The 21,097-nt window shown below is 67.7% G+C and carries 21 protein-coding genes and 1 tRNA gene; 14 read left to right on the top strand and 8 right to left on the bottom strand.

Translation table 11 applies throughout. The features are described from left to right. Positions 1-37: 37 nt before the first annotated feature. Entirely contained in the window at positions 38-1,057 is a 1,020-nt protein-coding gene (locus A5759_RS07975) for an ArsA family ATPase (RefSeq protein WP_064419245.1), read from the top strand. Between the two features lie 31 nt (positions 1,058-1,088). Then, positions 1,089-2,216 carry an ArsA family ATPase gene (locus tag A5759_RS07970; protein ID WP_064425375.1) on the top strand — a complete coding sequence of 376 codons (1,128 nt, stop codon included), beginning with the start codon at positions 1,089-1,091 and terminating at the stop codon, positions 2,214-2,216. A 21-nt stretch (positions 2,217-2,237) separates the two neighbouring features. On the opposite strand, the gene A5759_RS07965 is transcribed toward A5759_RS07970, so the two are convergent. After that, entirely contained in the window at positions 2,238-2,594 is a 357-nt protein-coding gene (locus A5759_RS07965; protein ID WP_068196012.1) for a WhiB family transcriptional regulator, read from the bottom strand. 296 nt (positions 2,595-2,890) lie between these two features. On the opposite strand from A5759_RS07965, the gene ponA2 reads away from it, so the two are divergent. From ponA2 to A5759_RS07940, 5 genes are all read left to right on the top strand, one after another. After that, a complete protein-coding gene (gene ponA2 / locus A5759_RS07960; RefSeq protein ID WP_068196009.1) occupies positions 2,891-5,344 on the top strand; it encodes a transglycosylase/D,D-transpeptidase PonA2 in 2,454 nt (817 codons plus the stop codon). Between the two features lie 72 nt (positions 5,345-5,416). Beyond that, positions 5,417-6,379 (top strand): metallophosphoesterase, encoded by a 963-nt coding sequence (locus A5759_RS07955; RefSeq protein ID WP_064419242.1) that lies wholly within the window; start codon positions 5,417-5,419, stop codon positions 6,377-6,379. After that, positions 6,376-7,497, top strand: coding sequence for a PLP-dependent cysteine synthase family protein (locus A5759_RS07950; protein ID WP_369816179.1), 1,122 nt, complete (start codon positions 6,376-6,378; stop codon positions 7,495-7,497). Before A5759_RS07955 ends, A5759_RS07950 begins: the two co-directional genes overlap by 4 nt. Positions 7,498-7,842: 345 nt before the next feature. Next, positions 7,843-7,916: transfer RNA gene (locus tag A5759_RS07945), tRNA-Pro, on the top strand. A gap of 92 nt (positions 7,917-8,008) precedes the next feature. Continuing rightward, complete coding sequence (locus A5759_RS07940) at positions 8,009-9,028, top strand: iron-containing redox enzyme family protein (protein WP_197505996.1); 1,020 nt, start codon at positions 8,009-8,011, stop codon at positions 9,026-9,028. Here A5759_RS07940 and A5759_RS07935 read toward each other — a convergent pair. Together A5759_RS07935 and A5759_RS07930 are read right to left on the bottom strand one after the other, a co-directional pair. Then, on the bottom strand, positions 9,008-9,262 hold the full coding sequence (locus A5759_RS07935) for a CDGSH iron-sulfur domain-containing protein (RefSeq protein WP_068196004.1): 255 nt from the start codon (positions 9,260-9,262) through the stop codon (positions 9,008-9,010). The genes A5759_RS07940 and A5759_RS07935 overlap by 21 nt on opposite strands. Further along, positions 9,259-9,954, bottom strand: coding sequence for a HemK2/MTQ2 family protein methyltransferase (locus tag A5759_RS07930; RefSeq protein ID WP_066846995.1), 696 nt, complete (start codon positions 9,952-9,954; stop codon positions 9,259-9,261). Before A5759_RS07930 ends, A5759_RS07935 begins: the two co-directional genes overlap by 4 nt. 124 nt (positions 9,955-10,078) lie before the next feature. On the opposite strand from A5759_RS07930, the gene A5759_RS07925 reads away from it, so the two are divergent. Further along, positions 10,079-10,750 carry a phosphodiesterase gene (locus A5759_RS07925; RefSeq protein WP_068195999.1) on the top strand — a complete coding sequence of 224 codons (672 nt, stop codon included), beginning with the start codon at positions 10,079-10,081 and terminating at the stop codon, positions 10,748-10,750. On the opposite strand, the gene A5759_RS26085 is transcribed toward A5759_RS07925, so the two are convergent. The 3 genes from A5759_RS26085 to A5759_RS07915 are packed head-to-tail and all read right to left on the bottom strand — an operon-like array spanning position 10,751 to position 12,424. After that, positions 10,751-10,912, bottom strand: a complete 162-nt coding sequence (locus A5759_RS26085; RefSeq protein WP_164674022.1) for a hypothetical protein — start codon at positions 10,910-10,912, stop codon at positions 10,751-10,753. Positions 10,913-10,923: 11 nt separating this feature from the next. Continuing rightward, positions 10,924-11,910 carry an LLM class F420-dependent oxidoreductase gene (locus A5759_RS07920; protein WP_068195995.1) on the bottom strand — a complete coding sequence of 329 codons (987 nt, stop codon included), beginning with the start codon at positions 11,908-11,910 and terminating at the stop codon, positions 10,924-10,926. 49 nt (positions 11,911-11,959) lie between these two features. Beyond that, entirely contained in the window at positions 11,960-12,424 is a 465-nt protein-coding gene (locus tag A5759_RS07915; protein ID WP_064399344.1) for a GatB/YqeY domain-containing protein, read from the bottom strand. An 82-nt stretch (positions 12,425-12,506) separates the two neighbouring features. Here A5759_RS07915 and A5759_RS07910 point away from each other — a divergent pair, with 82 nt between their 5' ends. Genes A5759_RS07910 through A5759_RS07890 form a run of 5 tightly spaced genes read left to right on the top strand, consistent with a single transcriptional unit; the run spans position 12,507 to position 17,799 of the window. Continuing rightward, on the top strand, positions 12,507-13,718 hold the full coding sequence (locus A5759_RS07910) for a hypothetical protein (protein ID WP_068195992.1): 1,212 nt from the start codon (positions 12,507-12,509) through the stop codon (positions 13,716-13,718). Position 13,719: 1 nt separating this feature from the next. Beyond that, positions 13,720-14,373: a DUF4129 domain-containing protein gene (locus A5759_RS07905; protein ID WP_068195989.1), complete on the top strand. Its 654-nt coding sequence runs from the start codon at positions 13,720-13,722 to the stop codon at positions 14,371-14,373. Then, positions 14,370-15,518, top strand: a complete 1,149-nt coding sequence (locus A5759_RS07900) for a DUF4350 domain-containing protein (RefSeq protein WP_068196131.1) — start codon at positions 14,370-14,372, stop codon at positions 15,516-15,518. Before A5759_RS07905 ends, A5759_RS07900 begins: the two co-directional genes overlap by 4 nt. Continuing rightward, positions 15,515-16,477, top strand: a complete 963-nt coding sequence (locus A5759_RS07895; RefSeq protein ID WP_068195986.1) for a MoxR family ATPase — start codon at positions 15,515-15,517, stop codon at positions 16,475-16,477. Before A5759_RS07900 ends, A5759_RS07895 begins: the two co-directional genes overlap by 4 nt. After that, positions 16,477-17,799 (top strand): DUF58 domain-containing protein, encoded by a 1,323-nt coding sequence (locus A5759_RS07890; protein WP_068195983.1) that lies wholly within the window; start codon positions 16,477-16,479, stop codon positions 17,797-17,799. Before A5759_RS07895 ends, A5759_RS07890 begins: the two co-directional genes overlap by 1 nt. On the opposite strand, the gene A5759_RS07885 is transcribed toward A5759_RS07890, so the two are convergent. After that, the gene (locus tag A5759_RS07885) at positions 17,796-18,788 is read right to left on the bottom strand and encodes a stage II sporulation protein M (protein ID WP_068195980.1); all 993 of its coding nucleotides are present in this window, start codon (positions 18,786-18,788) and stop codon (positions 17,796-17,798) included. The genes A5759_RS07890 and A5759_RS07885 overlap by 4 nt on opposite strands. Before the next feature lie 28 nt (positions 18,789-18,816). Here A5759_RS07885 and A5759_RS07880 point away from each other — a divergent pair, with 28 nt between their 5' ends. Further along, positions 18,817-19,680 (top strand): RDD family protein, encoded by an 864-nt coding sequence (locus A5759_RS07880; protein ID WP_068195977.1) that lies wholly within the window; start codon positions 18,817-18,819, stop codon positions 19,678-19,680. Between the two features lie 16 nt (positions 19,681-19,696). On the opposite strand, the gene A5759_RS07875 is transcribed toward A5759_RS07880, so the two are convergent. Next, positions 19,697-21,031 carry a carotenoid oxygenase family protein gene (locus A5759_RS07875; RefSeq protein WP_068196129.1) on the bottom strand — a complete coding sequence of 445 codons (1,335 nt, stop codon included), beginning with the start codon at positions 21,029-21,031 and terminating at the stop codon, positions 19,697-19,699. Positions 21,032-21,097 lie beyond the last annotated feature (66 nt).

The raw sequence follows: 21,097 nt of genomic DNA, 5'->3' as shown, positions 1-21,097 counted from the left end.
CTGCGGAGCACGCAACCGCGTTGGCTAGCATGCACGGGTGGCTTCCACTACCAATGGCGGTAGATCCGTCGGCTGGCCCTCTCGGCTGAGCAAGGCTCGACTGCACTTCGTCACCGGCAAGGGTGGCACCGGCAAATCCACGATCGCCGCATCGCTGGCGTTGGCGCTGGCGGCCGGCGGCCGCAAGGTGCTGTTGGTGGAAGTCGAAGGGCGCCAAGGTATTGCGCAGTTGTTCGACGTGCCGCCGCTGCCCTACCAGGAGGTCAAGATCGCGACCGCCGAGGGCGGCGGTCAGGTCAACGCGCTGGCCATCGACACCGAGGCCGCGTTCCTGGAGTACCTCGACATGTTCTACAACCTGGGTCTGGCTGGGCGTGCGATGCGCCGGATCGGTGCCGTCGAATTCGCGACCACGATCGCGCCGGGTCTGCGCGACGTGCTGCTGACCGGCAAGATCCGCGAGATCGTGACCCGCGCCGAGAAGGGCAAACAGCCCGTCTACGACGCGGTCGTGGTCGACTCCCCGCCGACGGGTCGCATCGCGCGGTTCCTCGACGTCACCAAGGCGGTGTCGGATCTGGCCAAGGGCGGTCCGGTACACGGGCAGGCCGAAAGTGTGGTCAAGGTGCTGCACTCCGACATGACCGCGATCCATCTGGTCACGCTGCTGGAGGCGCTGCCCATCCAGGAGACGCTGGAGGCGATCGACGAGCTCAAGGAACTCGGGCTGCCCATCGGCAGCGTGATCGTCAACCGTGACATCCCCGCGTACCTGCCCGCCGATGCGTTGACCAAGGCGGCCGAAGGTGACATCGACGCCGACACCGTGCGCGCCGACCTCGCCGAGGCCGGAATCTCGTTGTCGGACTCCGATTTCGCCGGGCTGCTGACCGAGGCGATCCAGCATGCGACCCGTATCCAGGCGCGCGCCGAAAGCGCGGAGCAACTCGACGCGCTGGACGTGGCGCGCCTGCAGCTGCCGCAGATCGTCGACGGTGTCGATCTGGGCAGCCTGTACGAACTCGCCGAAGAACTCGAACGCCAAGGGGTGCGCTGATGGACGCTCGCGCGAAGAAGGGTCGGAATTGATGAGTACGACTCCACCGGCCCTCGACTTGGGCTCGATTCTCAAGGACACGTCGAACCGCGTCGTGGTGTGCTGCGGCGCAGGAGGCGTCGGCAAGACCACCACGGCTGCGGCGATGGCGCTGCGCGCGGCGGAGTACGGCAGGACCGTCGTCGTGCTGACCATCGACCCGGCCAAGCGGCTCGCCCAGGCGCTGGGCATCAAGACGCTCGGCAACACTCCGCAGCGGGTTCCGCTGGCCCCCGAGGTGTCGGGCGAACTGCACGCGATGATGCTCGACATGCGCCGAACGTTCGACGAGATGGTCATCCAGTACTCGGGAACCCAACGGGCACAAGAGATTCTGGACAACCAGTTCTATCAGACGGTGGCCACCTCGCTGGCGGGCACTCAGGAGTACATGGCCATGGAGAAGCTCGGTCAACTCCTGGCCGAGGACCGATGGGACCTGGTCGTCGTCGACACCCCACCGTCACGCAACGCATTGGACTTTCTCGACGCGCCAAAGCGGTTGGGCGGCTTCATGGACAGCAGGCTGTGGAAGCTGCTGCTGGGGCCCGGGCGGGGTATCGGCCGGTTGGTCACGGGGGCGATGGGTCTGGCGATGAAGGCGCTGTCCACGGTTCTGGGATCGCAAATGCTCTCGGACGCAGCGGCTTTCGTGCAGTCGTTGGACTCGACGTTCGGCGGCTTCCGTGAGAAGGCCGACCGCACCTATGAGCTGCTCAAGCGGCGCGGGACGCAGTTCGTGGTGGTCTCGGCGGCCGAACCGGACGCCCTTCGCGAGGCGTCGTTCTTCGTCGACCGACTCTCCGAGGAGCACATGCCGCTGGCCGGTCTGATCCTCAACCGCACCCACCCGATGCTGTGCGATCTGCACGCCGAGAAGGCCGAGGAAGCCGCCGAGACGATCGAGAAGAGCGATCCGGAGTCGGTGACGGCAGCGGTGCTTAGAATCCACGCCGACCGGGCCATGACCGCCAAGCGTGAGATCCGGCTGCTGTCGCGCTTCACCGGGGCCAACCCGCACGTGTCGATCGTGGGCGTGCCCTCGCTGCCGTTCGACGTCTCGGACCTGGAAGCGCTGCGGGCGATCGCCGATCAGATCACCGGCGAGACCGCCGCGTAGCGAGAAAGCCGCCGGCGCGGCCTAGACCGCGTTGCGATGCTTGCGCTGGGCGTTGAAGAACTCTGCCCAGGAGACGACCTCGGGGTGCTGCTTGAGCAGAGCGCGGCGCTGCCGCTCGGTCATTCCGCCCCAGACCCCGAACTCCACCCGATTGTCGAGCGCGTCGGCGCCGCACTCGAGGATCACCGGACAGTGCCGGCAGATCACTGCGGCTTTGCGCTGTGCGGCCCCCCGGACGAACAGCTCATCAGGATCGGTCTGGCGGCATCGGGCTTGCGACACCCAGGCGATGCGGGCTTCGGCCTCGGCACCGTGGACGACACTGTGAGCCGACGATGTCACCGCGGTCCTGCGCGCCGCGGGCCTCGTAGCTGACACCAGAGTTCCCTCCGTTCCAACCGCCCCCCGGTCAACACCGGTACGGCGCGATCCCTGGTAGTAGAGCGCTCATGCGATCTACGTCACATTGCGAGGGGTCAGTGTGACCTGTATCGCACTGTCCGACCAAATTAGATGGTCAAAGCCGTCTTGCGCAATACGTACGCCTCCACTTTTTTGGGACGACCGTGCCGTCAGTCGGCAGAATTGACGTCCGCGCCGGTCGTCGCGCTTTCACAGTTCTGGGATCGCCCGTGGCGAGCCCACGTTTTTGCGACGTCGTTAGTCTGTAGGTCATGCCGGACAGTCCACCGCCGACCCCGCCTCCGCGGACGGTGACGGTGATCAAGCTCGCCTGGTGCGTTCTGCTGGCCAGCGTGATCACCGCGGCGTTGATGTTTCCGGTCGTCGGTGGCTTCGGCCTGGTGTCCAATCGGGCCTCCGACGTGGTTGCCAACGGTTCGGCGCAACTCGTCGAGGGCGAGGTGCCGCAGGTGTCGACGATGGTCGACGCCAAGGGCAACGTGATCGCCTGGCTCTACAACCAGCGCCGCTTCGAGGTGCCCACCGACCAGATCGCCAACACGATGAAGCTGGCGATCGTCTCGATCGAGGACAAACGGTTCGCCGAACACAACGGCGTCGACTGGCAGGGCACGCTCACCGGGCTGTCCGGTTACCTGTCGGGCAATCTGGACACGCGTGGCGGTTCGACGATCGAGCAGCAGTACGTCAAGAACTATCAACTGCTGGTGATCGCCCAGACCGACGCCGAGAAGCGCGCCGCCATCGAGACCACCCCGGCGCGCAAGCTGCGCGAGATCCGGATGGCGCTGACGCTGGACAAGACGTTCACCAAGCCCGAGATCCTGACGCGCTATCTGAACCTGGTGTCGTTCGGCAACGGCGCCTTTGGTGTGCAGGACGCCGCGCAGACGTACTTCGGGGTCAACGCGTCGGAGTTGAACTGGCAGCAGGCCGCTCTGCTGGCGGGCATGGTCCAGTCGACTAGCACGCTGAACCCCTACACCAACCCCGAGGGCGCGCTGGCACGGCGAAACCTGGTGTTGGACACCATGATCCAGAACATCCCCGAGGAAGCAGCGGCGTTGCGGGCGGCCAAGGAGGAGCCGCTGGGTGTCCTCCCGCAGCCCAAGGAACTGCCGCGCGGCTGTATCGCCGCCGGCGACCGCGCGTTCTTCTGTGACTACGTGCTCGAATATCTGGCGCGCGCGGGTGTCAGCAAAGAACAGGTCGCCAGGGGCGGATACCTGATCAGGACCACCCTCGACCCCGACGTCCAGGGTCCGGTGAAGGCGGCGGTGAACCAGTTCGCCGCCCCTGACCTCGACGGTGTGGCCAGCGTGATGAGCGTGATCAAGCCCGGCAAGGAATCGCATCCGGTGCTGGCGATGGCCAGCAGCCGCACCTACGGGCTCAACCTCGATGCCGGTGAGACCATGCAGCCGCAACCATTCTCCTTGGTAGGTGACGGTGCCGGGTCGACGTTCAAGCTGTTCACCACCGCGGCGGCCTTGGAGATGGGGATGGGCATCAACGCCCAGCTCGACGTGCCCGCGCAGTTCCAGGCCAAGGGCCTGGGCAGCAGCGACACCCCGGGTTGCCCGGCCGCGACGTGGTGTGTGAAGAACGCGGGCGGTTACCGCGGCACCATGAACATCACCGACGCGTTGGCCACCTCACCCAACACGGCTTTCGCGAAATTGATCTCGCAGGTCGGCGTGCAGCGCAGCGTCGACATGGCGGTCCGGCTGGGACTGCGCTCCTACGCGCTGCCGGGCACCGCGCGCGACTACGACCCCGACAGCAACGAGAGCCTGGCCGACTTCATCAAGCGGCAGAACCTCGGCTCGTTCGTGCTGGGACCGATCGAGATCAACGCGCTCGAGTTCTCCAACGTCGGAGCGACGCTGGCCTCCGGCGGCGTGTGGTGCCCGCCGAATCCGATCGCCCAGGTCATCGACCGGCACGGCGAGGAAGTGTCGGTCACCACGGAGACCTGCGAGCAGGCGGTGCCCGAGGGCCTGGCGAACACGCTGGCCAACGCCATGAGCAAGGACGACGAGGGGGCGGGCACCGCCGCGGGAGCGGCCGGTTCGGTCGGCTGGGACCTGCCGATGTCGGGTAAGACCGGCACCACCGAGGCCCACCGCTCGTCGGCCTTCCTCGGCTTCACCAACACCCTCGCCGCCGGGAACTACATCTACGACGACTCCACCGCACCCGGTGAACTGTGCTCGTTCCCGCTGCGCAAGTGCGGGTACGGCAACCTGTACGGCGGTAACGAACCGGCCAGGACGTGGTTCGCCGCGATGAAACCGATCGTCAACAACTTCGGCGAGGTACGGCTGCCCCCGACCGATCCGCGCTACGTCGAGGGCGGACCCGGCTCGCGGGTGCCCAGCGTTTCGGGCCTGACCGAGAGCGCGGCCCGACAGCGGTTGCGTGACTCCGGCTTCCAGGTCGCCGACCAAGCGTCCTCGGTGAACAGCAATGCGCCACGGGGCTCCGTGGTCGGCACAACCCCGGGCGGCCAGACGGTTCCGGGGTCGATCATCACGATCCAGGTCTCCAACGGCATTCCGCCGGCCCCGCCACCGCCTCCGCCCGGCGCGATACCCGGCCTGCCAGCGCCGGTCGGCCAGACGGTGGTCGAGATTCCCGGGCTGCCGCCGATCACCGTGCCGGTGCTCGGGCCCCCTCCGCCTGCGCCACCGCCTCCACCGTGATGGGTGTGCAGTTGCCCACGCCCGAGCGGTCGAGAGCGCTTCGTCGGGGCCACTGGCAGTAGGCTCTGCAGCATGTCCGCCCGTTCGACGACGATCCTGAAGAACTCCGCCGCGGCGTCCGCAGGCGCGCTGGTCGCCGGCATCGGCTACGCAGCGATGATCGAGCGCAACGCCTTCGTGGTGCGAGAAGTGACGATGCCGGTACTGGCACCCGGGTCCTCACCGTTGAAGGTGCTGCACATCAGCGACATTCACATGCGTCCCGGACAGCGGCGCAAGCAGGCCTGGCTGCGCGAGCTGGTCGCCTTGGAACCCGATCTCGTGATCAACACCGGCGACAACCTTGCCCACCCCAAGGCCGTGCCCGCTGTAGTGCAGTCACTGTCGGAGTTGCTGTCGATCCCGGGCCTGTTCGTGTTCGGCAGCAACGACTATTTCGGGCCGACGCCGAAGAACCCGCTCAACTACATCACCCGGCCCGGCCATCGCGTCCACGGCGAACCGCTGCCGTGGCAGGACCTGCGGGCGGCGTTCACCGAGCGTGGCTGGCTGGACCTGACCCACACCCGCCGCGAGTTGGAGGTGCGCGGCCAGCTGATCGCGGCCGCAGGCGTCGACGACCCACATCTGTCTCGGGACCGCTACGAGACCGTCGCCGGTCCGGCCAGTCCCGCCGCGAACCTCACCCTGGGGCTGACCCATTCGCCTGAGCCACGGGTCCTCGACCGGTTCGCGGCCGACGGCTATCAGCTGGTGATGGCGGGCCACACCCACGGCGGCCAGTTGTGCCTGCCGTTCTACGGCGCCCTCGTCACCAACTGCGGTCTGGACCGGTCGCGGGCCAAGGGCCCGTCGCGCTGGGGTGCGCACACCCAACTGCACGTCTCGGCGGGCATCGGCACCTCGCCGTACGCCCCCCTGCGGTTCTGCTGCCGTCCCGAGGCCACGCTGCTGACACTGGTCGCTGCCCCGATCGGCGGTCAGGACGCAGACGTTCGGGCGGGCACGTCCCATCCGAGCGTCGCGGTGCGGTGACTGACGGTGCGGTGAACGACAGGGCCCTCACCGCAAGCCGGAGTAGCCCACGCGCGTGGGTCGACGACGCCGTCCGGTTGATCGAGGCCGACGCACGCCGCAGCGCAGACACCCACCTGTTGCGCTATCCGTTGCCGTCGGCCTGGTGTGACGGCTGCGATCTGCAGCTGTACCTGAAGGACGAGACGACCCACATCACCGGCAGCCTCAAGCACCGGCTGGCGCGGTCGCTGTTCCTCTACGCGCTGTGCAACGGGTGGATCGAGGAGAACACCACGATCATCGAGGCGTCGTCGGGGTCGACGGCGGTGTCCGAGGCGTACTTCGCGGCGCTGCTCGGCCTGCCGTTCATCGCCGTGATGCCGTCGTCGACGAGCACCAGCAAGATCGCGCTGATCGAATCTCAGGGTGGCCGTTGCCATTTCGTCGCCGAGTCCAGTCAGGTGTACGCCGAGGCCGAACGGCTCGCCGAAGCCACCGGCGGGCACTACATCGATCAGTTCACCAACGCCGAGCGGGCCACCGACTGGCGCGGCAACAACAACATCGCCGAGTCGATCTTCGAGCAGATGCGCGACGAAGCGCACCCCGTGCCCGACTGGATCGTGGTGGGCGCGGGCACCGGCGGGACAAGCGCCACCATCGGGCGCTACATCCGCTACCGCCGCTACGCCACCCGGCTCTGCGTGGTCGACCCGGAGAACTCGGCCTTCTTCCCGTCATACGAGCAGGGCCGCGGTGACGTCGTCACCGGTATGTCGTCGCGCATCGAGGGAATCGGCCGACCGCGGGTGGAGCCGTCGTTTCTGCCTGGCGTGGTCGACCGAATGGTCGTCGTACCGGACGCCGCGTCGGTTGCCGCGGCCCGGCACGCCAGCGCGGTGCTGGGCCGGCGGGTGGGACCGTCGACGGGGACGAACCTGTGGGGGGCGTTCGGCCTGCTGGCCGAGATGAGGAACGAGGGTCGCAGCGGATCAGTGGTGACACTGCTCGCCGACAGCGGTGACCGCTACGCGGAGACCTACTTCTGCGACGAGTGGCTGACCAGCCAGGGGTTGGACCCTTCGGAGTTCGCGTCGGTGTTGGCCGAGTTCGAACGCTCGGGACGCTGGCCCTGATCGTCGTCACCGCCGATCAGCGGGCCGTCGGAGGTGAGGAAAAGCCACACCGCGGCGAGAACGAAGAACCCCAGGTAGATGGATGCGCCTAAGCCAGTCATCTTGTCCTCGCTTCGTCGTTTGGTTACATGATGAACAACGCCACCGACAACTCGTTGCTTCCCGCGGCGTGTCGCAAATCACGACTTCGGCCGAGCACTTATGCCGTCGCGAGGCGTACACCAGGGTCGCGATCCGGTGGCGGATCGCAGCCCTGGTGTAGCTCTCGCGAACGGGGAAGGCCCGCACGCCCGAAGGCGTTTGGCTAGGCGACCCGCTGGTGCGATACGCTGTCGTGGCTTCACGCGGGGTGTGGCGCAGCTTGGTAGCGCGCTTCGTTCGGGACGAAGAGGTCGTGGGTTCGAATCCCGCCACCCCGACTGCGAAAGTGTCGGCTTCAGATTCGCTGTGAGCCGAACGACTGATACCGAACATGCGTTTGACCGGTGCGGATGAGGGTATTGAGAAGGGCGTGACTTTACCGTCGACGCGAGTCGAACCTGCCCTGCCGAAGGCCGCCGGGCCACTGTCTGCAGCCGTCATCGATCTCCTGCAGCGCGGCCGTCCGTCGTTGCCGCTGCGTCCGATCGACGTGCCGATGTTCGACGCGGATCCGTACGGCCTCGATCTCCAACTCGCGCTCTACATCTGCTACGAGCTGCACTACCGCGGCTTCGCCGACGTGAGCCCGCGCTGGGAGTGGAACCCCGCGCTGCTGCACCTGCGCGGCCGGTTCGAGGAGGCGTTCCTGGACGCGGTTCGCGAGGACGTCGGCGAGATCGCCGAAGGCGAGACCGCGGAAGCCGAGATGGACAAGCTGTCGATCGAACCGGTGGACGGCGAGGGTCCGTCATACTTCCTGCGCGACAAGGGCACCTGGGAGCAGATGCTCGAATACTTCGTGCACCGCTCGGTGTATCACCTCAAAGAGGGCGACCCGCACGCCTGGACCATCCCTCGCCTTGCCGGACACTCCAAGGCGGCGTTCGTCGCAGTCGAGTTCGACGAGTTCGGCGGTGGCCGTGGCGAACACGTGCATCAGCACCTGTACGCGCAGTTGCTGGATGCCGCGGGCCTCGACTCGTCCTACCTCGGCTACCTCGACCACGTCTCCGCCGACGCATTGGCGTCGGTGAACCTGATGTCGTTGTTCGGGTTGCACCGCGAACTGCGCGGCGCGTCGATCGGGCATTTCGCGTCGACGGAGATCACGTCGTCGCCCGGCTCGCGACGGCTGGTGGAAGCGTTGCGCCGCATGGGCGCTCCCGACGCCTGCGTGGCCTTCTACCACGAGCATGTGGTGGCCGATGCCGTCCACGAGCAGGTGGTCCGCACCGATGTCGTCGGCGATCTCGTCGCCAAGGAGCCGCATCTGGACCGCGACGTCGTGTTCGGCATGCGGGCGCTGGACGTCGTCGAGGGCCGCCTGGCCACGCACCTGATGAACTGCTGGACCGAGAACCGCTCGTCGCTACGCCGGCCGCTGAGCTGACGCGACTTTGTCGTCGGGCGCGTCGCCCTTTGTAGACATGTCGGCGCGCTTGCGACGCCGGTGACTGGTGTCGCACAACGGATAGTCCTTGCTGCGCCGGCACGTGCACACCGCGACCATGAACCGGTCCGATTCCACGACCTGGCCGTCGGGCATCTCGATGCGCACCGGCCCCTGCACCATCAGCGGGCCGTTCGGCACCACCCGCACGGTGCGCGGTTCGGCATCGCTCATGGCTTGTCCGCCCGGATCACCAGCAGTTCCTCTTCGCGGCGTCCCGGTTCGAGGCGACCGCACTCCTCGAGCCACAATGCCCGCGACGACAGCACCGGTCCGAATGGGATCCACTGCCGTGCAACGATTTCCGCGTCGAGACCGGCGCAGGCAAGTGCACCGAGCGTCTGCCGCGGATCGGCGAACTCCGACTGCACCAGCAGCAGGCTGCCTCCGTGGTCGAGAAGGTCGGGCACCGTCGCGCACAGCGGGTCGAGTACGAGCCGGCCGTCGCATCCGGCATCCCACGCGCGAGGGGGTCCAACGTAGGCCGGGAGGGGTTCGCATTCGGCGCTCGGATCGTGCGGTACATACGGCGGATTGCAGACGACCAGGTCGAACGGTCCGAATTCAACTGCCCGCGCCCATGATCCGAGGTGCACATCGATGTCGACTCCGGACGCGACCGCGTTTGCCCGCGCACATCGCACCGCGCGCTGGCAGATGTCGAAGGCGGTCACCGATGCGGCACCCTGTTCAGCGGCCCCGATTGCGACGACGCCGCTTCCGGTACACAAGTCGACCACGTGCCGGCCGCGTGCCAGCGCCATTTGGTCCATGACCTCGATGAGCAGCTGCGAATCTTCCTGCGGCGCGTAGACGCCCTCATCCGCGATCAGGGGCCCACGGACGTCGGTGTATGCGGTTGTCACAACGGCCTTTCGACAGGTTCCTCTGCTGCGCAATGCAGCATTGCCCGGAATTAATGCCCGGTATCGGGGGTGTTGAAACGTGGGTGCTCGTTTTGCTGCGACGCCGCGGGGGCACACCTCTACCGTGCAAGCCTCCGATATCGCCTCGCTTCCCATCCGCCTCGGCGCCGCCATTCGGGACCGGCGGCTGTTTCATCCGTCAGGGGTGATGGCCGAGGGCATCCTCGAACGTATCGCCCCCGACGGTGAAGGGCTTCCGATGAACTCCTGCGACGTCATCGCACGCGTCTCCAAGGGTATCGGCCTGCCCGGCGCCGCTCCGGACGTCGCCGGTCTGGCTTTTCGGATTCCGCCGCCGCCGGATCTTCGGGCCTGCAGTCCGTGGGACGTGCTGTTGGCGTCGACGCTCTCGGGTACGCGCGTCGGCCTGGCCCCCGTCCTGTCGTGGTCCGGGGCGACGTTCTCCAGCCTGATGCCGCTGCGGTATCACGACACGCTGTGGTGGGTGCGCGCCCGGCTGGTCACCCGGATCGACGCGCCGGGGCTGTCGCTCGACGCCGTCGAAAAGCAGATCGACTCGTCCGGGCTGGCATTCACTATCGACCAGGCGCCGGCCAAGGGCGGGTTCCGCCCGCTGGCCCGGTTGACCCTTCGCCACGTCGACCCGAGCTGTGACGACATCGCGTTCGACCCGGCCCTGCACAGCGATCCCGAGGTCGAGTTGGCCCCGCGCTGGCTCGGCGACTTCCGGCGTTCGGCGTACAAGCGCAGCAGGCAGGGCCGCGACGCCGAGTGATCAGGCCGTGGGCTCCCCGCCGGATTCCGCGACGTCCGGGGCGTTCTCGCGGGTTGCCATGCCGCCGTCGCCGCCCTCGTCCTTCGGCCCGGTGCGCTGCGCCTTGCGCTTGTCGCGCTCGTCGGCGTCGTCGTCGTCGTAGATGCCTTTTCCGGTCGGCATATCGGTCCCTTCTAGTTGGCTGCGGAACGCAGCTTGTCCAGCAGCGGCGCTGCGGCTTCCTTGAGGAACTGCTCTTGCCCCTCGTCGCCGATCTGCACGAGCGCGATATCGGTGAAGCCGGCTTCCCAGTACTTGCTGACCGCCTCGACGATCGCATCGAGATCGGGTCCGCAGGGGATGGATTCGGCCACGTCCTCCGGGCGCACGTATTGCGTCGCACCGTCGAAGCCGGCGGTGGTCGGAAGGTCGGAGTTGACCGCCCACCCACCGCTGAACCACCTGAACTGGTCGTGCGCCCGGCGCACCGCGGCGTCTTTGTCGGTGTCCCAGCAGACCGGGATCTGCCCGACGACGCGCACGTCACCGGGCAGGCCGGTGGCGCGCCTGGCCTCGTGCCATGCATCGACGAGATCCTTGTTCGGTTCGACGGCGATCAGGTGATCCGACAGCGGCGCGAACGTCTCGACCGACCGCTCACCCGAAACCGCGGTGGCGATCGCGACGGGGGTTTCAGGGAGGTCCCACAGGCGTGCGGAGTCGACCTCGAAGTACTCGCCCTTCCAGTCGACGAGGTCTCCGGTGAACAGCTCGCGGATGATCTGGATCGCTTCGCGCAGCATCTCCTGGCGGCGCGCCACCGTCGGCCAGCGCTTGCCGACGACGTGCTCGTTGAGGTTCTCACCGCTGCCCAAACCCAGCGTGAAACGGCCGTCGGCGAGGATCTGCAGCGTCGCGGCCTTCTGCGCGACGATCGCCGGGTGGTAACGCATCGTGGGGCAGGTGACGTAGGTGAACAGCTCCACACGCTCGGTGGCGTGGGCGACCGCGCCCAGCACCGACCACGCGTACGGCGCATGTCCCTGTGCAGACAGCCACGGGAAGTAGTGGTCGGAGGACACCTCGAAGTCGAAGCCCGCGTGTTCGGCCGAAACCGCGTAGCGGACAAGTTCTTTTGGCCCGCTCTGCTCTGTCATCAGGGTGTATCCGAACCGCGTCATGGGTGCGGGGTACCCGAGCCCCACCCCGCGAAAACGGGTGCCCGGCTCGCTACAGCCTGGCCTTCACCGCCGCCGAGAGCCGTGCGCCGTCGGCCTTACCGGCCGCGATGGCGGTCGCGGCCTTCATCACCAGCCCCATCTGCTTGGTGCCGGGCCGCTCGCCGATCTCCTCGGCGACCTGTGCGATCGCGGTGTCGGCGACGTCGGCCAGTTCGGCCTCGGTCAACGGAGTCGGCAGGTACTCGTCGATGACCTGCGCTTCGGCATGCTCGTTGGCGGCGAGTTCACCGCGCCCGTTCTGCGTGTAGATCTGTGCGGACTCGCCCCGTTTCTTGGACTCTCTGGCCAGCACCTTGAGCACCTCGGCGTCGGTCAGCTCGCGCGACTCCTTGCCTGCGACCTCTTCTGTGGTGATGGCTGCGAGCAGCATCCGTAGCGTCGCGGTGCGCAGCTTGTCCTGCGACTTCATCGCAGCCGTCAGGTCGCTTCGCAACCGTTCTTTGAGTTCGCCCATGAGCCAAAACTACGCTGCGCTCGACCGCCACGACCGCCCGACGACGTTGTCAATTCGCACTGTCCTCGACAGGATAGTGGCCATGAGCACCGACGCCGGCGGGTCCGGTTTTGCAGGCCCACCGCCGCCGGGCTATCCACCTCCGGGCTATCCGCCACCGGGTTATCCGCCGCCGGGGTATCCGCCGCCCGGTTATGCGCCACCGCCGGGGTACGGCCCAGCGGGTTACGGACCTCCGCCGGGGTACGGCCCGCCGGGTTACGGACCTCCGCCGGGCTACGGCCCCGGCTATGGCCATCCGGGGTACGGGCCGCCCGCACTCAAGCCGGGGGTCATCCCCCTTCGCCCACTGACGCTGTCGGACATCTTCAACGGTGCGGTCGCTTACATCCGGGCGAATCCCAAAGCGACGCTCGGGTTGACGACCATCGTGGTGGTCGCCACCCAGCTGATCGCGCTGATTCTGTCCGTCGGCCCGCTCGCTGTCGGCGGGCAACTGATCCCCACGCTCAGCGGTGAGGAGGAGGTGTCGGCGGGTGTGCTGGTGAGCACCATGCTGTCGAGCCTCGCCGGATCGGTCGCGACCGGGTTGGCCGCGATTCTGCTGAGCGGTCTGCTCACCGTCGTCGTGGGCAGGGCCGTCTTCGGCTCCGGGATCACCATCGGGCAAGCGTGGCAACGACTTCGGGGCCGGCTGTGGGCGCTGATCGGCTTCTCCGTCCTGGAGGTCCTCGGCGCGATGCTGTTGATCGCTGCCGTGGTCGGCATCATCTTCGGGGTCGGGGCCGCTGCGGGTGGCGCGGCCGCGGTGCTCATCGGAATCCCCTTGTCACTGGCGTTGATTGCGGCGTTGGTGTACCTGGGGACGATGCTCACGTTCACTCCGGTCATCATCGTCCTCGAGCGACTCGGCATCGTCGACGCGGTCAAGCGGTCGTTCGCCTTGATCAAACGAGACTTCTGGCGGGTGTTGGGTATTCGCCTGCTCGCCGTGATCGTCGCGCAACTCGTCGCCGGCGCCGTCGCGTTCCCGTTCAGCCTCGGCGGGCAGATAATCCTGATGGCGGCCACGACCACCACGGCCGCGCTGTTCGCCTTGGTCCTGGTGTCGGTCGGAGGCGCGATCGGCCAGATCATCACCGCACCTTTCAGCGCGGGTGTGGTGGCGCTGCAGTACACCGACGGCCGCATCCGCAGAGAGGCCTTCGACCTGGTGTTGCAGACCGGCGCCGGCTACGGTCCCACCGCCCCGTCCGACTCCACCGACCACCTGTGGCTGACCCGCCAGAACTGACGTGCCGACCATAGACATCGACAGCGATGCCGCGCACGAGGCGGCGCAGCGCGAGCTCGCAAAACCGATATATCCCAAGCCTTCCCTGACCGACCGGGTCAGTGAATGGGTCGACGATCTGATCTACCGGCTGGCTGCGGAGGGCTCGTCGATACCGGGCGGCTGGGTGACGATCACCGTCCTGCTGGTCCTCGTGGCCGTCGCGGTGGTCCTGGCGATCCGGATCGGGCGCCGGGCCATGCGAACGGGCCGCGGCCACACCGAGGCGTTGTTCGGCGAGCACGATATGACGGCAGCACAGCATCGGGCGACCGCCGAACAGTGCGCAACGGCAGCGGACTGGGCCGCGGCGATCCGGCACCGCCTGCGGGCCGTCGCCCGACAGTTGGAGGAGACCGGTGTGCTCGACCCGGTCCCCGGCCGCACCGCCACCGAGCTTGCTCGTGACGCGGGCCGCCAGCTCCCGCATCTGAGTGACGAACTCGTCGCCGCTTCAACGGCATTCAATGACGTCACGTATGGCGAGATTCCGGGCACCGAAAAGGCTTACCGGCTGGTCGCCGATCTCGACGACCACGTGAGGTCGCGGGCTTCGGTGGCAGCCTCGACCACTGTCACCCCCGCCGCGTCTGACGGGTGGGCCGAGATCCGATGACGACCGACACCGCCGTGGAGCCGACGCTGCGCACACGATGGCGCGGAGCGCGCTGGATCGTGCTCGGGTTGACCGTCATCGTCGCATTCGCCGTTCTCAGCGCCTACCTGACCGCACCTCGTCCCGGGGGATGGATGGACCCGAACTCCACCGGGCCGGACGGGGCGCGGGCCTTGACGACGCTGCTGGCCGAAAACGGGGTCGACGTCGTCGAAGCGCCCGACGTGGCCGCGGTGGAGGCGGCCGCGCGGCCCGACACCCTGCTTGTCGTGGTGCAGACCTATCACCTCGTCGACGAGGGAGTGCTCCAGCGTCTTGCGGCGCTACCGGGTGATCGCCTGCTGGTGCAACCCAATTCACGCACTCGCGAAGCACTGGCGCCCGAGGTGAAGCTGAGCGGAGCCACCACGTTCGGCGGCGGCGAACGCCCTGACTGCGACCTTCGTGAGGCCACCCGCGCCGGGGCCGTGCAGTTCAGCGTGAGCGACGCCTACGAGGCCGCCGACGAGGACATCGACCTGACGCGCTGTTACGAAGGCGCGCTGGTCCGCTACACGGCCGACGGCCGGGACATCACGCTGGTCGGCGATACCGGGTTCATGACGAACCGCGGCCTGCCCAAGGCGGGCAACGCGGCGCTCGCGATGAACCTCGCAGGCACGAATCCGCGAATGATCTGGTATGCGCCACAGTTCACCGAGGGCGAATCCGACGGCGCGGCAAGCCTGTTCGACCTCGCACCCGAACACGTGGGCTGGATCCTGTGGCAACTGGTCGCAGTGGTGGTGCTACTCGCGCTCTGGAAGGGCCGCCGCATCGGTCCACTGGTCGCCGAACGCCTGCCCGTGGTCGTGCGAGCCTCCGAAACCGTGGAGGGGCGCGGCCGTCTCTACCGCTCGCGTCGTGCCCGCGACAGTGCGGCAGACGCGTTGCGCACCGCCGCGCTACAGCGCATGCAGCCCCGCCTCGGCCTTGGCGTCAACCCCGATCCGGCCGCGGTGGTCCAGGCGGTGGCCGCACACAGCGGTGTCCATCCCCAGGCCATCGCACACACCTTGTTCGGCCCGCCACCCGGCGACGACGTCGAACTGGTCAACCTCGCACGCGAACTCGACAACATCGAAAGGCAGGTCGCACGCTCGTGACTCAGTCAGGCGGAAACGATTCCGCGCGAACCGCATTGCTGGCGCTGCGCGCCGAGATAGCCAAGGCGGTCGTCGGACAGGACGCCGTGGTCAGCGGACTGGTGATCGCGCTGCTGTGCCGCGGCCACGTTCTCCTGGAGGGGGTACCCGGCGTCGCCAAGACGCTGCTGGTGCGCACGCTGGCCTCGGCACTGCAGCTGGACTTCAAACGCCTGCAGTTCACGCCCGATCTGATGCCCGGTGACGTCACCGGCTCACTGGTCTACGACGCGCGCACCGCGGAGTTCGAGTTCCGGTCCGGTCCCGTGTTCACCAACCTGCTGCTGGCCGACGAGATCAACCGGACGCCACCCAAGACGCAGGCCGCGCTGCTGGAGGCCATGGAAGAACGCCAGGTCAGCGTGGAGGGGCAAGCCCGTCCCCTGCCGGATCCGTTCATCGTTGCCGCAACCCAAAACCCGATCGAGTACGAGGGCACCTACCAACTGCCCGAGGCACAGTTGGACCGCTTCCTGCTCAAGCTCAACGTGCCGCTGCCGACACGCGAGCAGGAGGTCGCGATCCTGAATCGGCACGCGCACGGTTTTGACCCCCGGGACCTGTCCCACGTGCGGCCCGTTGCGGGAGCGGCGGAGCTCGCGGCTGGGCGGGCCGCCGTGCGCGAAGTCCTGGTCGCCGACGAGGTGCTCGGCTACATCGTCGACATCTGCGCCGCGACAAGGCATTCGCCGTCACTGCAGTTGGGAGTCTCACCGCGCGGGGCGACCGCCCTGTTGGCGACGGCAAGGTCGTGGGCCTGGCTGTCGGGACGCAACTACGTGACTCCCGACGACGTGAAGGCAATGGCCCGTTCCACCTTGCGCCACCGCATCCAACTCCGGCCGGAAGCCGAGTTGGAGGGCGTCACACCCGACGGCGTGCTCGACGGGACCCTCGCGGCAGTACCGGTGCCACGCTAGTGATCCTCACCGGGCGCTGCGCGCTGGTCGCACTGGTGTGCGTCCTGCCGATCGCGGTCTCTCCCCGGCCCGCGTCCACGTTCGCCGTCCTGCTCGGTGCGCTCGTCGTACTGATCGGGCTCGATGCCGCCCTGGCGGGCAACACCCGCCGCGTGCGGTTCACCCGGTCCGGCGACACCACCGCCCGGCTTGGCCAAGACGTCACGGCCGTTCTGCACACCGATAACTCCGGCAGCCGGCGCATCAACGGCGTCGTGCGCGACGCGTGGCCGCCGAGCGCGCGGGCCCATCCCCGTCTCCATCCGGTGAACCTGGCCGCGGGTCAACAACTTCGATTCGAGACGACGCTGCGGCCGGTGCGCCGCGGCGACCAGGAATCGTCGTTGGTCACCGTCCGCGCGACCGGGCCGCTTGGGCTGGCCGGACGGCAGAGCTCGCACCGGGTGCCGTGGCGGATCCGGATTCTGCCGCCGTTTCTGTCGCGCAAGCACCTTCCCTCACGGCTGGCCAAACTTCGTGAGCTGGAAGGCAATACACCGGTCCTGATTCGCGGGCAGGGCACCGAGTTCGACTCGCTGCGCGAATATGTGATCGGCGACGACGTCAGGTCGATCGACTGGCGGGCCTCCGCCCGCCGCGCCGACGTGGTGGTCAGAACGTGGCGCCCGGAACGGGACCAGCGCGTGGTGATCGTGCTCGACACCTCTCGCACGTCTGCGGGCCGCGTCGGCATCGATCCGACCTCGAACGATCCGTCGGGGTGGCCGCGGCTGGACTGGTCGATGGACGCCGCGCTGCTGCTGGCCGCGCTGGCCTCGCGGGCAGGCGACCACGTCGACTTCCTGGCCCACGACCGGGTGACCAGGGCCGCGGTGTTCAACGCCTCGCGTACCGAGCTGCTCGCTCAGCTGGTCGCGGCGATGGCCCCGATCGAGCCGGCGCTGATCGAATCCGATGCGGGCGCGATGGTCGCCGCGGTGCTGCGCCGCGTCCGCAGGCACGCGCTGGTGGTACTGCTGACCGACCTCAACGCGTCAGCGCTCGACGAGGGCCTGATGAATGTGCTTCCGCAGCTGACGGCCAAGCACGCGGTGCTCGTCGCCGCAGTGGCCGATCCCCGGGTCGAGGCGCTTGCCGCAGGCCGTACCGACGCCCCGCAGGTCTATGACGCCGCAGCGGCCGAACGGGCGCGCAACGAGCGACGTGCCATCGCGTCTCGGCTGCGGCGCCGGGGCGTCGATGTGGTCGACGCCGCACCCGAGGAGCTGGCGCCCGCCTTGGCCGACCACTACCTGGCCCTCAAGGCCACCGGCCGCCTCTAACCCACCGGGACGACGTCGGGAGCGTCCTCGACGTCTCCGGTCTCCCCGGCCCGCTCGGCCTTGCGCCCGAAGTAGAAGATGTAGGCCAGAAACGCGATCTCGGCGGCCACACCGATGGCGATGCGCGCGGCGGTCGGCAACGGCGACGGCGTCACGAGCGCCTCGATGAGGCCTGAGATCAGCAGGACCGCCACCAGCCCGCCCGCCACCGCGCCGATCGCACGACCCTGCTCGGCGAGCACCTGTCCGCGCGGCCGGTCACCCGGTGAGATCACATTCCAGCCCAGCCGCATACCCGCCCCGGCAGCCAGAAACACCGCGGTCAGTTCGAGCAGCCCGTGCGGTGTGATCAGACCGAGGAAGATGTCACCCTTGCCCGCGCCGAACATCAGTCCCGCCGCCACACCGAGGTTGGCGGCGTTCTGGAACACCACGTAGGGAATCGGAATACCAAGCAGGATCGCAAAGCCGAGGCACTGCAACGCAATCCACGCGTTGTTCACCCAAACCTGCAGCGCGAACGAGCCTGCCGGGTGCTCGCTGTAGTACGCCGCGAAGTCGTTGTTGACCATCTGATCGATCTCGTCGGCCGTTCCGATCATGGCCCGCACCTCCGGGCTGCCCGAAACCCACACCGCGATGATGGCGGCCAACGCGAAGAACGCGAAGGCCGTGCTGAGCCACCACCACCGCGACCGATAGGCGACGACGGGGAACGACACGGTCCAGAACCGCACGAATTCACGCCACAGCGGGGCGTGCGCGCCCGTCACCGCGGCTCGCGCCTGCGCGACCAGCCCCGAGAGCCGGCCGACGATCACCGGGTCCGCGTTCGCGGTGCGCACGATCGACAGATGCGTCGACACGCGCTGGTAGAGATCGACCAGCTCGTCGACCTCGGGACCGGTGAGCTCTCGACGCCGCTTGATCAGGTGCTCGAGCCGGTCCCACGTCGGACGGTGCGCGAGCACGAACGCGTCGACATCCACGCGGTGAATCCTAGTAGCGTTGACCCTTATGGTCTGGCAGCAGGAACCCGTCGTGACCGGCGACGCGGTGGTCCTCGACGTCCAGATCGCCCAGCTCCCCGTGCGTGCCGTCGCCGCGCTGATCGACATCACCGTGGTGTTCCTGCTCTACCTGATCGGCATTCTGCTCTTCAGCCTGACGCTGACCCAATTGGACCCGGCGCTGTCGGCGGCAGTGCTGATCATCTTCACCGTGCTCGCCCTGCTCGGATATCCGCTCGTTTTCGAGACCGCCACCCGGGGGCGTTCGCTGGGCAAGATGGCGATGGGCCTTCGGGTGGTGTCCGAAGACGGCGGCCCAGAACGGTTCCGGCAGGCGTTCTTTCGCGCGCTGTCCGGTGTGATCGAGATCTGGATGCTGGCCGGTGGTCCTGCGGTGATCAGCAGCCTGTTGTCGGCCAAAGGGAAGCGGCTCGGTGACATCTTCGCGGGCACCATTGTGATCAGTGAGCGCACACCACGGATGTCGCCTCCCCCGCCGATGCCGCCGCAGTTGGCGTGGTGGGCATCGTCGTTGCAGCTCTCCGGGCTGCAGCCGGAGCAGGCCGAGCTGGCACGCCAGTTCCTCGGCCGCGCAGCGCAATTGCATCCGACTGTGCGCGATCAGATGGCGTACCGCATCACCGCCGACGTCGTCGCGCAGATCTCCCCGCCCCCGCCTCCGGGGACACCGCCGCAGATGGTGCTCGCCGCGGTGCTGGCCGAGCGTCACCGCCGCGAATTGGCCCGCCTGCAGGTCATGCCTGCGCCGCCGCCATGGCCGGGACCCCCACCGCCGGCGGGCTGGTATTCATCACCGCCTCAGCGGTATTCGGCGCCACCCGATCCCGGCGGCTTCGCACCACCAGGATGAGGGAGCCCACCCGATATCAACCGGTGATCCAGTTGCCGTGGAAGCCGTAGGGAACACGTTGCGGTAGCGCGATTCTCGCGACCGGCGGACCGGCGAAGTCGGCGGCGTCGATGATGACGAGATCGCTGCCGTCGCGCGCGGGATCGTATACATAGCCGAGGTACCAACCGCTGCTCTCGTCGGCGACACCCGATGACGACGGAACGAACACCGCCTCACCTGGGCCGCCGGGCGCACCGGGGGTCCCGAATGCGTGCTCGACCGCGTCGCCCGTGGTCAGGTCGTAGCGCAGTAGACGACCGTCGCCGACCACCACGGTGTAGCGCGCGGGCAGTGTCGCCAGGCGGTCGTCGATGCGCGGGAACTCGACCGGGCGGTCGTCGAGTTGGCGCTCGGTGACGGTGCCGGCCGACAGGTCGATCGTCCACGTCCACAGCACAGCGTCGGCCTCGAAACCATCGGTGTCACGCCACAACTCGGGATATCGGACCGCCTGCAGCACAATCGAATTCCCGTCGTCGTAGGCGTTGGCGACGTGGAAGACGTAGCAGGGTTCGATGTCGAACCACCGCACCTCGCCGAAGGGGTCGTCGCGGCGCAGCACACCGAGGCGGGCGCCGTAGTCGTCGTTCCAGCGGTAGGGCATCTCATCGTTGCCCTTCGTCGCGACGTCGAAGTCGAACACGATCGGCAGATCCATAAACACCACGTGAGAAGCGGTCAGGGCGAAATCGTGCATCATCGTCAGGGCGGGGACCTCGAGCGGCCGGTTGACGGTCAATTCGCCGTTGGCATCGGCGCGGTGGTAGGTGACGTGCGGCGCAAAGATGTTGCCGTATCCAAAGAAGTGCAGTTCGCCGGTCCGCGGGCAGATCTTGGGGTGAGCGGTCATGGAGTCCAGCAGCTTGCCGCCGAAATCGTATGCCCCGACCGTCTCCAAATCGTTGGTGATCTCGTAGGGCAGCGACGATTCCACGAGTGCCAGCGTTTTGCCCGCGTGGTTGACGACGTGGGTGTTGGCCACGCTCGAGCGCAGGTTGCGGGTGCCGTCGGCGTTGTAAAGTCCGAAGTCCTCGATGAAGCTGTCGGTGCGCACCCAGCGGTTGCGATACCACTTGGCGCGGCCGTCCTCGATGCGGACGCCGTGGATCATGCCGTCGCCGGTGAACCAGTGCGCGGCGGCCTGGCGCGGGTTCGGGCCGTTGCGCAGATACCAACCGTCGAGTTCGGCCGGGATGGCGCCCTCCACGGGCAGGTCGTACTCGGTCAGTTCGTCTGCGACGGGCGCATAGTTGCCGCGCCTGAAGAATTCGTCCGCGCCGAAGAGCGTGGATTCCGTCGTCTCGGTCATGGGATCTCCTTGCGTGCTGCGATAGGTCCACACTGACATGTCAATAATGACCTGTCAATAGTGGAT

The sequence above is a fragment of the Mycobacterium sp. 852014-52144_SCH5372336 genome (genome assembly GCF_001665615.1).
Classification (GTDB): Bacteria; Actinomycetota; Actinomycetes; order Mycobacteriales; family Mycobacteriaceae; genus Mycobacterium; species Mycobacterium neumannii_A.
The sequence above is the reverse complement of the archived record's forward strand: the minus strand, read 5'-3'. Positions and strand labels throughout refer to the sequence as shown.